The sequence below is a fragment of the Streptomyces sp. NPDC002133 genome, assembly GCF_040296405.1.
In the GTDB taxonomy this organism is placed as follows: domain Bacteria; phylum Actinomycetota; class Actinomycetes; order Streptomycetales; family Streptomycetaceae; genus Streptomyces.
Genome location: NZ_JBEOXF010000066.1, coordinates 1 through 12,388 on the forward strand (window position 1 = coordinate 1; position 12,388 = coordinate 12,388).

12 protein-coding genes are annotated in these 12,388 nt (G+C 71.9%); 8 read left to right on the plus strand and 4 right to left on the minus strand.

Annotated elements, in window-relative coordinates; genetic code table 11:
* Window positions 1–1,147: 1,147 nt before the first annotated feature.
* Complete coding sequence (locus tag ABT078_RS36035; RefSeq protein ID WP_351235452.1) at window positions 1,148–1,438, minus strand: chorismate mutase; 291 nt, start codon at window positions 1,436–1,438, stop codon at window positions 1,148–1,150.
* Window positions 1,439–1,746: 308 nt separating this feature from the next.
* Between ABT078_RS36035 and guaA the strand changes: the two genes are divergently transcribed.
* The 5 genes from guaA (at window position 1,747) to ABT078_RS36060 (ending at window position 6,942) form a co-directional block, all read left to right on the plus strand.
* Window positions 1,747–3,336, plus strand: a complete 1,590-nt coding sequence (guaA, locus tag ABT078_RS36040; RefSeq protein ID WP_351235454.1) for a glutamine-hydrolyzing GMP synthase — start codon at window positions 1,747–1,749, stop codon at window positions 3,334–3,336.
* 124 nt (window positions 3,337–3,460) lie between these two features.
* Window positions 3,461–4,045, plus strand: coding sequence for a Uma2 family endonuclease (locus tag ABT078_RS36045; RefSeq protein ID WP_351235456.1), 585 nt, complete (start codon window positions 3,461–3,463; stop codon window positions 4,043–4,045).
* Window positions 4,046–4,103: 58 nt separating this feature from the next.
* Window positions 4,104–4,916 carry a class II aldolase/adducin family protein gene (locus ABT078_RS36050; protein WP_351235458.1) on the plus strand — a complete coding sequence of 271 codons (813 nt, stop codon included), beginning with the start codon at window positions 4,104–4,106 and terminating at the stop codon, window positions 4,914–4,916.
* Between the two features lie 124 nt (window positions 4,917–5,040).
* On the plus strand, window positions 5,041–6,282 hold the full coding sequence (locus ABT078_RS36055; RefSeq protein ID WP_351235460.1) for a hypothetical protein: 1,242 nt from the start codon (window positions 5,041–5,043) through the stop codon (window positions 6,280–6,282).
* 129 nt (window positions 6,283–6,411) lie between these two features.
* Window positions 6,412–6,942, plus strand: coding sequence for a DoxX family membrane protein (locus tag ABT078_RS36060; RefSeq protein ID WP_502981480.1), 531 nt, complete (start codon window positions 6,412–6,414; stop codon window positions 6,940–6,942).
* Here the strand turns inward: ABT078_RS36060 and ABT078_RS36065 are convergent.
* Window positions 6,849–7,112: a hypothetical protein gene (locus ABT078_RS36065; protein ID WP_351235462.1), complete on the minus strand. Its 264-nt coding sequence runs from the start codon at window positions 7,110–7,112 to the stop codon at window positions 6,849–6,851. The genes ABT078_RS36060 and ABT078_RS36065 overlap by 94 nt on opposite strands.
* Window positions 7,099–8,448 carry a PspC domain-containing protein gene (locus ABT078_RS36070; RefSeq protein WP_351235464.1) on the minus strand — a complete coding sequence of 450 codons (1,350 nt, stop codon included), beginning with the start codon at window positions 8,446–8,448 and terminating at the stop codon, window positions 7,099–7,101. Before ABT078_RS36070 ends, ABT078_RS36065 begins: the two co-directional genes overlap by 14 nt.
* Before the next feature lie 151 nt (window positions 8,449–8,599).
* Here ABT078_RS36070 and ABT078_RS36075 point away from each other — a divergent pair, with 151 nt between their 5' ends.
* Both ABT078_RS36075 and ABT078_RS36080 read left to right on the plus strand, forming a co-directional pair.
* The gene (locus ABT078_RS36075) at window positions 8,600–9,883 is read left to right on the plus strand and encodes a PspC domain-containing protein (RefSeq protein WP_351235466.1); all 1,284 of its coding nucleotides are present in this window, start codon (window positions 8,600–8,602) and stop codon (window positions 9,881–9,883) included.
* Window positions 9,880–10,578 (plus strand): LuxR C-terminal-related transcriptional regulator, encoded by a 699-nt coding sequence (locus tag ABT078_RS36080; protein ID WP_351235469.1) that lies wholly within the window; start codon window positions 9,880–9,882, stop codon window positions 10,576–10,578. Before ABT078_RS36075 ends, ABT078_RS36080 begins: the two co-directional genes overlap by 4 nt.
* Before the next feature lie 104 nt (window positions 10,579–10,682).
* On the opposite strand, the gene ABT078_RS36085 is transcribed toward ABT078_RS36080, so the two are convergent.
* Complete coding sequence (locus ABT078_RS36085) at window positions 10,683–11,738, minus strand: C40 family peptidase (protein WP_351235474.1); 1,056 nt, start codon at window positions 11,736–11,738, stop codon at window positions 10,683–10,685.
* A gap of 265 nt (window positions 11,739–12,003) precedes the next feature.
* On the opposite strand from ABT078_RS36085, the gene ABT078_RS36090 reads away from it, so the two are divergent.
* Window positions 12,004–12,357: a hypothetical protein gene (locus tag ABT078_RS36090; RefSeq protein ID WP_351235476.1), complete on the plus strand. Its 354-nt coding sequence runs from the start codon at window positions 12,004–12,006 to the stop codon at window positions 12,355–12,357.
* Window positions 12,358–12,388: the final 31 nt, after the last annotated feature.

The following is a 12,388-nucleotide window of genomic DNA, read 5'->3' on the forward strand; positions in this document are numbered from 1 at the left end:
GTTTTCTTTTTCTTATCGGTGCGCCGGGTGGTGGCGGGCGGGGGGGTTGGTGTGGGGGGGGCGGGCCCCCCCCCCCCCCGGGGCCGCCAGGAAGGCGGCGGGGGCTATGACAGCGGTCGCGGCAGCGACAGCCATAGCGCGGCGAAGCTTCATGAAGACCTCAGCGAAGTCCGGCGTACCGCAGCGTGCGGCACGGAGTCTGGTGGGCCGTACCCGGTTGTGGGGTCACGGGTGTGGCCGTTGGTTCCGCATGCATGACCGGTGACCGGAGGGATTGGTTGCACGGCACCTCACAGAATCTTTATGTGGCCCCTGTCACATTGCGTTTGGCATATGCCATGGGTCCATCTCGTGGCCCTTGACCGGCGCGCCAGGTCGGGCGCCTCGCTCGGCGGCACGTCTGCCGACGACCGGCCCGAGCCGGACGGCGACCCCGCGCATGACGGGTGGCGGAAAGGGGCCGGGTGACGGGAAGTCGTCCCGCCCTGCGGCGGCCGCGCGGCCGTAGGAGCCGCAGAATCCCCTTCGCGGCCCGACTCGCCTGTCGGACCGCCCCTTTCCTGAGCCCACGCCCGAGTGGAGCGATGCCGTCCGGAAGCCGGGCGACCCGGTCGAGGAGAGGTGACCGAGGCCGAGGCCGTACCCGGCAGGAAGGGCCCCGCGGACATCGCGTCCGCGGGGCCCTCGGCTGTCGGCACCGACGTCAGGGCAGCGTCGGTGCCGAGGGGCGGCGCCGGGGGGTGCGCCGCTCGTAGGGGATGCCCGGGTCGGGTCGGCGTGCTCGCGGCCGCGCCGACGGTCTCGACCAAGGGCAGTGGTGGTGCGCAGTGCGGGACTGGCTGGTCCCGCATCGTGCCGGCCGACTGCGGCCGGCACAGTGGTTCGGACCGGATGCGGCCGGCCCCGGGCGTCCCCGGAGCCGACCGCCCTTGGGGTGACCGGGCTGCTGTCCCCTGCCGACCGGTCACGCGCGCTGGGGCGAGGTCCCACGACGTACCTCCGGTACGCCACACGCCCCAGCGGAGCCACGCGTGGTTTCTTCCTTCGGGCCCGCCCCTGGCTGGCACGGACATCGGGACCAACGAAGCCCCGCGGCATGCGGTCACGCGCCGTACGGGTGAGAGCGGGCTCGCACGCACGTGCGTGCTCAGATGCGGCCCCGGCACAGCTCCAGCAGCGTCATCGCCAGCGAGGTACCCGGCTTGCCCAGGGCGTCCCTGTAGTGGCCGAGCACCTCCATCTCGCGCGAGAGGTTCACCCGGCGGCCGCCCGAGGTGATCCGGGCCTCCTGGATGACGGCCGAGACGGCCATCCGTTCCTGGATCAGACCGATGATGCGGTCGTCGAGGGCGTCGATGCGCTCGCGGGCGTTGCCGATCACCTGAGCGGCCTCGTCGGTGCGGGCTCCGGTGTCGGTCGAGAGGGACGTGGCGGTCATGAGAGGGCTCCTTGGACGGTGGCCCCGGATCGGCCAGGCCCGGAAAACACAGCGCGCCCCGGGCCTTGTCGGCCCGGGGCGCCTGGGAAGTCGCTTGTCAGTTGCTCAAGCAGCACGACCATGGCAGCCGGCGGGCCGGGTGCCATAGGTAAAGACGAAGGTCGAGTGCTTGCGCATGGGGGTCAGTATGGACCTCCCGTTCCCGCGGGTGCCAATACCGGTTCGGATGGTGAGACGAAAAGGGACCCCCACGCGCCGGTAGAATCGACAAATAGAGACCCTCCCACCCCCGCCGGAAGGCCGCCGTAGTGTCCTCAGCGTCCCCTGCTGCCGCGCCCGACGTCGTCCTCGTTGTCGACTTCGGCGCGCAGTACGCCCAGCTCATCGCCCGCCGCGTCCGTGAGGCCCGGGTCTACAGCGAGATCGTGCCGTCCACCATGCCGGTGGGGGAGATGCTGGCCAAGAACCCCGCGGCGATCATCCTCTCCGGCGGCCCCTCGTCCGTGTACGAGGAGGGCGCCCCGCGCCTCGACCGCGCGCTCTTCGAGGCCGGCGTCCCCGTCTTCGGCATGTGCTACGGCTTCCAGCTGATGGCGCAGACCCTCGGCGGCACCGTCGACAACTCCGGCGCCCGCGAGTACGGCCGTACGGACCTGCACGTCAGCAGGACCGGTTCCACCCTCTTCGAGGGCACCCCGGCGGAGCAGCCCGTGTGGATGTCGCACGGCGACGCCTGCTCCGCCGCGCCCGAGGGCTTCGCCGTCACCGCGTCCACGGACGTCGTCCCTGTCGCCGCCTTCGAGAACGACGAGAAGAAGCTCTACGGCGTGCAGCACCACCCCGAGGTGATGCACTCGACCTATGGCCAGCAGGTCCTGGAGCACTTCCTCTACCGCGGCGCCGGCATCGAGCCGACCTGGACGACGCACAACGTCGTCGAGGAGCAGGTCGCCCTGATCCGCGAGCAGGTCGGCGCCAGGCGTGCCATCTGCGGCCTGTCCGGCGGCGTGGACTCCGCCGTGGCCGCGGCTCTCGTGCAGAAGGCCATCGGCTCCCAGCTGACCTGCGTGTACGTCGACCACGGCCTGATGCGCAAGGGCGAGACCGAACAGGTCGAGAAGGACTTCGTCGCCGCGACCGGAGTCTCGCTGAAGGTCGTCGACGCGCAGGAGCGGTTCCTGACCGCGCTCGCCGGGGTGTCCGACCCGGAGGAGAAGCGGAAGATCATCGGCCGGGAGTTCATCCGGGTCTTCGAGCAGGCGCAAACCGAGATCATCGCCGAGGCGGGCGCGCACGGCGAGCAGCCGGTCCAGTTCCTGGTGCAGGGCACCCTCTACCCGGACGTGGTGGAGTCCGGCGGTGGTACCGGCACCGCGAACATCAAGTCGCACCACAACGTCGGCGGCCTCCCCGAGGACCTCGAGTTCGAGCTGATCGAGCCGCTGCGCAAGCTGTTCAAGGACGAGGTCCGGATGGTCGGCCAGGAGCTGGGCCTGCCGGACGAGATCGTCCACCGCCAGCCCTTCCCGGGCCCGGGCCTCGGCATCCGCATCGTCGGCGAGGTCACGAAGGAGCGCCTGGACCTGCTGCGCGAGGCCGACGCGATCGCCCGCGAGGAGCTCAGCGCGGCCGGTCTCGACCGCGAGATCTGGCAGTGCCCGGTCGTGCTGCTCGCCGATGTGCGGTCGGTGGGTGTCCAGGGCGACGGCCGGACGTACGGGCACCCGATCGTGCTCCGCCCGGTGTCGAGCGAGGACGCCATGACGGCGGACTGGACGCGGATGCCCTACGACGTGCTGGCGAAGATCTCGACCCGGATCACGAACGAGGTCGCGGACGTCAACCGCGTCGTGCTGGATGTGACGTCGAAGCCTCCGGGCACCATCGAGTGGGAGTGACCCCTACGCATACGTAGCAGGTCAACGCCGACGCCGTCGCTCATTCGTTTGGGCGGCGGTGTTGTCGTATCGGCTGGGTACGCTGCCCATACGGACCAGAATCCCGTCCATGGGAGGAATCCTCATGACCGCTGAGACCGCGCACCACTGGCCGGTGCCGCCGCAGGACGGTTACACCGTGGACGACCTGCTGACGTTGCCCGACCTCCCGCCGCACACCGAGCTGATCGACGGGAGCCTGGTTTTCGTGAGCCCGCAACGCTATTTCCACAGCATCGCGATCGACCTGTTGGTGAACGGGCTCCGCAGCACTGTGCCACCCGAGCTGAAGGTCGTTCGCGAGATGACCGTGGTGATCGACAGACGCAACGGCCCGGAGCCGGATGTGCTCGTCGTACGGGCCACGGCGGCGAGAAGTCCGCAGCAGACCTACTTCCAGGTCAGGGACGTCCTGCTCGCGATCGAGGTGGTCTCGCCGGACTCGGAGTCCCGCGACACCGACACCAAGCCGCACAAGTACGCCGGCGCGGGGATCCCGTACTTCTGGCGGGTCGAGATGACCGAGCCCAAGGCGCGCCCGGTCGTCCATGCCTTTGAGCTCGACAAGGAGACCCGCGTCTACGAGTCGTCCGGTACGTTCCACGACCGGCTCAAGCTCTCCGTCCCCTTCGACATCGACATCGACCTCGCGGAGATCGACAACCTCTGATCCGCAAGGCACGTGAAATCTCTGGTCAGTTGGGGTGGTCGGCGCTACCTTCCGCCCCATGACCGAGACTCCGGCCGAGGCATTCGCACCCGCACCTGCCCCCGTCCCCGTCGAGCGGCTCCACTTCGCCATGCCGCCCGTCCACGAGTCCCCTGCCGACGAGCGGGCCCACCGCAAGCAGCGGATCGCCGGGGCGCTGCGCCTCTTCGCGCGCTTCGGGTACGAGGAGGGCGTCGCCGGGCACATCACCGCCCGGGATCCGGAGTTCCCGGACTGCTACTGGGTCAACCCCTTCGGTGAGCCGTTCGCGTCCATGACCGCGAGCGCGCTGGTCCTCGTCAACGGTGACGGACAGATCGTCGAGGGCACCCGGCACGTCAACCAGGCAGCGTTCGCCGTACACGCCGAGGTCCACCGGGCCAGGCCCGAGACGGTGGCCGTCGCGCACACCCACTCCCGCCACGGCCGCGCCCTGTCCGCGCTCGGCGAGCTGCTCGACCCGATCACCCAGGAGGCCTGCGCCTTCTACGAGAACCACGCGCTGTACGACGCCTACACGGGCGTGGCCGTGGACGCGGACGAGGGCCGACGCATCGCCGCCGCGCTCGGCGGGCACAAGGGCATCATCCTGCGCAATCACGGGCTGCTCGCGGCCGGCGACTCGGTGGACGCGGCGGCCTGGTGGTTCATCGCCATGGAGCGCTGCGCCCAGGTGCAGCTGACGGCACGTGCGGCCGGAAAGCCGGTGCTGATCGACCACAGGGAAGCCGTCGCCACCCGCGAGCAGCTCGGCAGTGATCTTGCCGCGTGGATCAACTACCAGCCGCTGTGGCGGCAGATCGTCGCAGCGGAGCCCGAACTCATGTCGTAGTACGTCAATTTGATCGTGAGTCAATCACCCTCGCACCGCCTTGCCGGTGCCTGCGTGAGCGCGCCCGTACGGCACAATTCCTTGGCATTGCAGGGTTGTTGGTCGAATCGAAGGGTGCGTCGCCGTGGCGGTGCAAGAAGCGGGACAGGGCGTGCACGGCGGTGGCTGCACCTGCGGCGACTGCCCGCACGGCGCGCGCGAGCGACATCGGCGGGCCCTCGCCGAGTTCGGAGTGCGCCGGGACGAACTCGCCACCGGGCGAGGGCTGCCCGTCCAAGTGGCGTACTCCGAAGGCGCGTCCCGGCAGTGGATCTCCGACGAGCTGACCGAGTCGGCGCGTGCCGTCGCCGAGCGCAGCCGCGCGGTCGGCGAGGCCTGGCTCAACGTCGTCTGGCGGCGCACCCTCGTCGTGCTGTGGGGCTGGGTCGCCCTGCTGTTCCTCGTCCAGGCGGTGACCGCGCTCGGCCCCGGCTGGACCGTGTCGCGGACCGCGGGCCTGGCCGCCGCGGCCTGTCTCGCCGCCCTGCTCACCGGCGCGGCCGCGCTGTACCGGGCGCGCGGCGGACTGCTCGCCCCGCTCGTCGGCGAGGACAACCGGCTGTCGACGTCGCGGGTCGTCGCCGGTGCGTGGGTGCTGTGCGCCGCCTACTCCGTGCTGTTCCTGGCGTTCCGGCTGGCCGCCGCGGCTCCCGCAGGACTCGGACTCAGGCGCGCCACCGCCCTGCTGACCCTCGTCGCGGTGAGCTGCCTCGTCGCCGTCGTCGTACGCCGCGTCGTCACCGTACGCATCCTCACCCAGCGCCTCCAGAAGGTGGAGGCGGACCGGCCGCACCCTTCCGATGTGCTGTGCGACGACGACGGGCGCGGCAGCTTCCCGGACGCGCAGTACGTCCTCATCAGCGCCGCCGCCCTCGTCCACGCCGTGGTCCTGCTCACCCGCCGCCCGGAAGAGCTGCCCCGCCTCCCCTCGGGGCTGGCCGCCCTCGTTCTCGTCTCCGCCGCCGTCTATCTCGCAGGGAAGTACGCCGAGGGCGGTCGGCCCATGGTGCTCTCCATCGTCCGTGCCCGCGAGCCCGGCGGCCTGGACGGCCCCATCCGCACGGGAGACGACATCGAGATCCGCGGCGCCGGTTTCGTCCCCCCGGGCGCCGGCTCCCCCGACCGGCTGGCCCGCATAACGGTCCGGATCGGTGCCGTCCACGTCCATGTCCCGCTGGTGCCGGTGTCCGGCGGCTTCACCAACCCCACGGACACGAGCGTCACCGTCCCGGTACCCGTCGAGGTGGAGCCGGGACGTGTCGACGTGCAGGTCGTGACGGCGGCGGGGGCGGAGTCGAACCGGGTGACGATCGACGTCACGGACTGAGCGGGCTCCGCGACGCCGCTCGCGACGCCACCCGGCGACGCCGACTGAGCCGTACGGCCCTCCTCCCCGTAGTCATATGTACGGGGCGTGGGGAGAATCGTCCCAGCCGGAGGAATCGCGGAGGCGACGATGACGCATGTGGACCGGACGACGGCGACGTACGGGATGATCGACGAACGGCGAGGCCGTAGAGGGGCCTGGAAGGAGACCGCCCAGCGGTATGCGCTGCTGCCGCTGCGGATCTTCCTCGGGGTCACCTTCATCTACGCAGGAATCGACAAGCTCACCGACAGCGCGTTCATGGCGGCCGGCGGCACGGGGTCCGTCGGGGAGCTCATGAGGGCGGTGCGGGACACGTCCGCGATCCCCGGGCTGGTGGATCTGGCGCTGAAGAACCCCGAGGGGTTCGGCTACGCCATCGCCCTGGGTGAGCTGGCCGTCGGGATCGGCACCCTCCTCGGGCTGCTGGCGCGACTCGCCGCACTGGGCGGCGCGCTCATCTCGCTGAGCCTGTGGCTGACCGTGAGCTGGGCGACCGACCCGTACTACTACGGGAACGACCTGATCTATCTGATGGCCTGGCTGCCGCTGCTGCTGGCGGGGGCGTCGGTGCTCTCGGTCGACGCGGCCTTCGCGGAGCGGCGCCGACGGATCCGGTAGTGCACGAACGCCACGGCGCCGGCGAGGAACAGGCCGTCGAAGACGATCACGAGGGCCACGAACCACTGCGTCTGCCAGGCGCCCACCGCATCGCCGAGGAAGAGCGCGGCGGCGGCTGCTGCCGCCGCGCCCGCGATCAGCCGCGCCGGGCGGAACTCATGAAGCAGCACGGGTGACCTCCACCTGTCCGAATCCGACCTCGAGGTCGAGTGTCAGGGTGCCCGCCGGTTTCGTGCCCGTGGGCGGGGCGAGCGTACGGGTACGGGTCTTGGCCGGGGAGATGTCCACGTCGTTCGGCGGGTCGTCGGGGAGCCGGACCTCGCCGAGCCCGGCCTCGGCGGTGACCTTCACCGTCGCGTCCTTCGGCACGATCACATGCAGCCGTCCGATGCCGAGCTCGGCTCGCGTGCTCACGGTGCCGTCGGCGGGGATCGCGACCCGGGCGAGGTCGAGCGTCGCGACGCCCGTGCCCAGCTCGTAGCGCGGCGCCACCGCCGCGACCGTGGCCGGCTGCCACTCCGTACGCGCCCACTCCGTGCTGATGTCCTTGGGCAGCGCCGCCGCACCCGTCAGCAGCACGGCCGTGAGCATGGTCATCACGATCGTGCCGAAGCCCGTACGCCCCAGGGAGCTGCTCACGGCCAGGCCGAGGCCGAACACCGCCAGCGCGCACGCCAGCCCGAACTGCAGGCTCGTGCCGAGCGGATGGCCGCCCCAGGTCAGCCCGGTGCCGAGGCCGCCCGCCACCAGGGCGAGGAGGAGGACGAGACCGCCGATGGAGCGCGGCCCGCGCGGGCGGGGAGCGGCGGTGACGCCCCAGTTCGCGGGACCCCGGTCCACGGGGCCCCGGTCCGTGCGGTCGCGCTCCGGGATGCGGTGCGGCGGCGGTCCGTCCGTCACCACGGCGTCCGGCGGGCCCCACAGATAGCCGGTGGCGACCGGGCCGGTGGTGCCGTCCTTGATGATGGGGTCGCGCCACCAGGAGGGCCCCCCGGGGGTCGGCGGCGCCTTGGTCTCCGGCGGCGCCTCCGCCACGGCGTGCGCGGTCGCCGGGTCGAGCGGGCCGCCCTCGGGCGTGATCGTCGTGCGCCGCTGCGACCAGACGGCGGCGCCCGTCACGGCGAGCACCAGCAGCGCGGCGAACGCGAGCGTGCCGCCGTTGCCGAGCATCGACAGGAAGAGGGCGCAGCCGAGCAGGGCCATCAGCACGGCCGCCAGCGCCGCGCCGTCGACGCGGCCCGACAGCGCACGGCGCGCCTCGTTCTCCTCCTCGCCTTCGAGGGGGATGAGCAGCCAGGCGAAACCGTAGAAGATCAGGCCGAGGCCGCCGGTCACCGAGAGCACCCCTATGGAGATCCGGAAGATCACCGGGTCGATGTCGCAGAGCCGGCCGAGGCCCCCGCACACACCGGCGACCAGCTTCTGCCGCGGCGCCCGGCGCAGCGGGGCGGGCGGGGACTCCTGCTCCTGCGGTGGCTGGGGCGGCACGGCGGTCGGCTGAGTCATGACTCCATGGTGACGGGGCGCGCCCGCGGGTGGCAGCCGCCCCGACCCTGGCCCGTCCCTGATATTCCTCCCGGGGTCCCCCTGAGGTTCAGGGTCGGTCTCAGGGACGGCCCTGATGACCGGGCCCGTACAGACGTGTGACGATCGAGCCATGCCCGTCGCCGCCGCCCGCCTCCCCGAGACCGAAGAGCCGCCCGTCCGCAAGCTGTACCGCAGCGCCGACGGGCGCTGGCTCGGCGGTGTCGCGCGCGGTCTCGCCGGACATCTCGGGCTGCCCGTCATCTGGGTCCGGCTGGTCTTCCTGGGCCTCTTCATGGCGGACGGCCTCGGCGTGCTGCTGTACGCGGTGTTCTGGATCGTCGTCCCGCTCGGCGTCGGGGGCAGGTCGGCCGAGCCGAGGCCCGTCTTCGAGACGATGCCGGACGGCCGGCGTCGGCTGCGCAAGCCCGACAAGGGCCAGCTGTTCGCGCTGATCGCCCTGCTGATCGGCGCGGTCGTCTTCGTCGGCAATGTCGACCTGGGCAGTGCCAACCGCTACGTATGGCCGTTGCTGCTGATAGGCGCCGGTGTCGTCCTGGTGTGGCGGCAGGCCGACAACGCCCGCCGCGCCCAGTGGACCGGCGACGGCCGGCGGCGCCGTCTGCTGCAGCTCGCGCGCGGACTCGCGGGCGTCGCGCTCGTCGGCATGGGCCTGACCGTCTTCGTGGTGGTCCGCGGCTCGGCGGCCCAGCTCGGCAACGTCCTGACCGCGGCGCTCGCCGTGATCGCCGGCGTCGGTCTGCTCGCGGGCCCCTGGCTGGTGCGCATGACCCAGGACCTCTCCGAGGAGCGCCTGATGCGGATCCGCGCCCAGGAGCGCGCCGAGGTCGCCGCCCACGTCCACGACTCCGTGCTGCACACCCTCACGCTGATACAGCGCAACGCGGACGACGCGGGCGAGGTGCGCAGGCTCGCCCGCGCCCAGGAGCGGGAGCTGCGCAACTGGCTCTACAAGCCGGAGGGCAACGGCAAGGAGGAGGACGAGGAGCCCACCACGCTCGCCGAGGCGGTGAAGAAGTCCGCCGCCGAGGTGGAGGACAAGCACGGCGTCCCGCTGGAGGTCGTGGTCGTCGGCGACTGCCCGCTCGACGAGAAGCTGACCGCGCAGATGCAGGCCGCGCGCGAGGCGATGGTGAACGCCGCGAAGTACGGTGGCGAGGGCGGTCCGGTCCAGGTGTACGCGGAGGTCGAGGGCCGTACCGTGTTCGTCTCCGTACGGGACCGGGGGCCCGGATTCGACCCGGACGCGGTACCGGAGGACCGGATGGGCGTACGAGAATCGATCATCGGGCGTATGCAGCGCAACGGCGGGACGGCGCGCCTGCGTTCCGTACCCGGCGAGGGCACGGAAGTGGAGCTCGAGATGGAGCGGGAGAGGGAGAGGGCGGACGGATGACCGAGCAGACCGACGCAAACGAACGGACCACGGAGCGTCGCGTACGGGTCGTGCTCGTCGACGACCACCGGATGTTCCGCGCGGGAGTGCAGGCCGAGATCGGCCGCACCGAGACCACGGGCGTCGAGGTGGTCGGCGAGGCGGCCGACGTCGACCAGGCGGTCACGGTGATCACGGCCACCCGCCCCGAGGTCGTGCTCCTCGACGTCCACCTGCCGGGCGGCGGCGGGGTGGAGGTGCTGCGCCGCTGCGCGAGCCTGATGGGGGCAGCGGAGCACCCGGTGCGGTTCCTGGCGCTGTCGGTGTCGGACGCCGCGGAGGACGTGATCGGTGTGATCCGCGGCGGTGCGCGCGGCTACGTCACCAAGACGATCACCGGCACCGACCTGGTCGACTCGATCTTCCGGGTGCAGGAGGGGGACGCGGTGTTCTCGCCGCGGCTGGCGGGCTTCGTGCTGGACGCGTTCGCGTCGACGGACGCACCGCCGGTCGACGAGGACCTGGACCGGCTCACCCAGCGGGAGCGGGAGGTGCTGCGGCTGATCGCACGCGGATACGCCTACAAGGAGATCGCCAAGCAGCTCTTCATCTCTGTGAAGACGGTCGAGTCGCATGTCTCGGCGGTGCTGCGGAAGCTGCAGCTGTCGAACCGGCACGAGCTGACGAGGTGGGCGACGGCGCGCCGGCTCGTCTGACGGCACTGACCGGCAGGGGGGCCCGACGACATCGGCGGCGGCGCGCTGACGGCCGTGTGCCCAGGGCCGTTCAGGGGGCCTGGGGTTCACAGGGGCCGACCTGCCTACGCCACCCGGGTCGCGCCGGCGAACGGCATCTGGTCGATCGGCGCGATCCGGACCGGGGCGCCCGGCCGCGGGGCGTGGATCATCTGCCCGCCTCCGATGTAGAGCCCCACGTGGGAGACGCCGGAGTAGAAGAAGACCAGGTCCCCGGGCGCGAGCTGGGAGCGGGGGACGCTGCGGCCCGCGTTGATCTGCGTGTACGTCGTGCGGGGGAGTGAGACGCCGGCCGAGCGCCAGGCGGCCTGCGTCAGCCCCGAGCAGTCGTACGAGGACGGCCCGGTCGCGCCCCAGACGTACGGCTTGCCGAGCGCCCCGTACGCGTACGCCACGGCCTGCGCCGCACGAGGGTTGGGGGCGGCGGCCCGGGCACCGGGGGCGGTGCGGGCGGCGTCGCGGTCGGCCCGGGACGCCGAGGTGCCGTCCTGGCCCGCGTAGGCGGCGCGCCGGCCGGGGGTGAGCTGCGTCAGGAGCTTCTCGGCCGCGGCGAGCTTGGTGCGTATCGTCGTCCGGTGCCGGGCCAGCTCCGCCTGCCGGGCCGTCAGCGTGGCCAGCCGCTCACCCGCCTCCGCACGCAGCTGGGCCAGCTCCCGCGCCTGCTTCTGGATCCCGGCGATCGTGGCGGCCTGCCGCGACCCGGCCCGCTCGGCCAGCTCCGCCCCGGCCAGATAGTCGTCGGGGTCGGCGGAGAGCGCCAGCTGTACCGCCGGGTCGAGCCCGCCCGCGCGGTACTGCGCGGTGGCGATCGAACCGAGGGCGTTCCGCTTGGCGTTGAGCCGCTCCGTGCGCCGCGCCGCCTCGTCCCGCAGCTCGTCCAGCGACTCACGGGCCCGGTCGGCGGCTTCCTTGGCGCCGTTGTACTTCTCGGTGGCCTCCTCGGCCTCCTGGTACAGCTTGTCGGCCTTGGCCTTCAGCTGCTCGGGCGTGGGGAGGGGCTCCGCGTGTCCGGAACCGTCGAAGGCGGTGGCGGTCGCGGCACCGGCGAGCGCGAGCGTGAGGGCGGTGCGTGCGGCGGGGCCGCCGATCGTGCGCTGCTTGGGTTTGCGGTGCGCTGCCACGAGGGCCAGTCCTTCCGGAGTCCGGCGGTTCGCGCCGTACGGGTCCGGCGGCGGGCCGCACAGGGAACGGCCCACCGCCGGATCCATCGGCGTGGTGACCGGCGTGCCGCCCGGATGTGCGGCGGCGTTGGGGAGTTGGTCACCTGGGGGAGGACGCTAAACCTCCGGGGCGCGGCGAAGTGGTGACATGACCGTTATTGGCAGGAGTCGGCGGGAGTCGGACCGTCGGGGTCGCTTTCGGACCGTACGGCTAGGCTCCGGTGTTATGGACGTACTCATCAATGTCTTCGTCGCCCTGCACATCATCGGCATCGCGTCGTTGCTCGGCGGCTTCCTGACCCAGATGAAGGCGATGGGCGAGGGCACGGCGCGCTTCACGCCCGCGATGCTGCACGGCGCCCTGACCATGCTGGTCACGGGCGTGGCGCTGGTGGGGCTGAACCAGGCCGACGACCAGGCGGTCAACAACCTCAAGGTCGGCATCAAGCTGGCGGTGCTGGTGGTGATCCTCGCGCTGGTCTACGTCAAGCGGGACGACGAGAAGGTGGGGAAGGGCCCGTTCGGCGCGGTGGGCGGCCTGACGCTGGCGAACATCTTCATCGCGACGTTGTGGTCGTGAGTCGGCCGGGGGTCCGGGGGGTGTCCCCGGG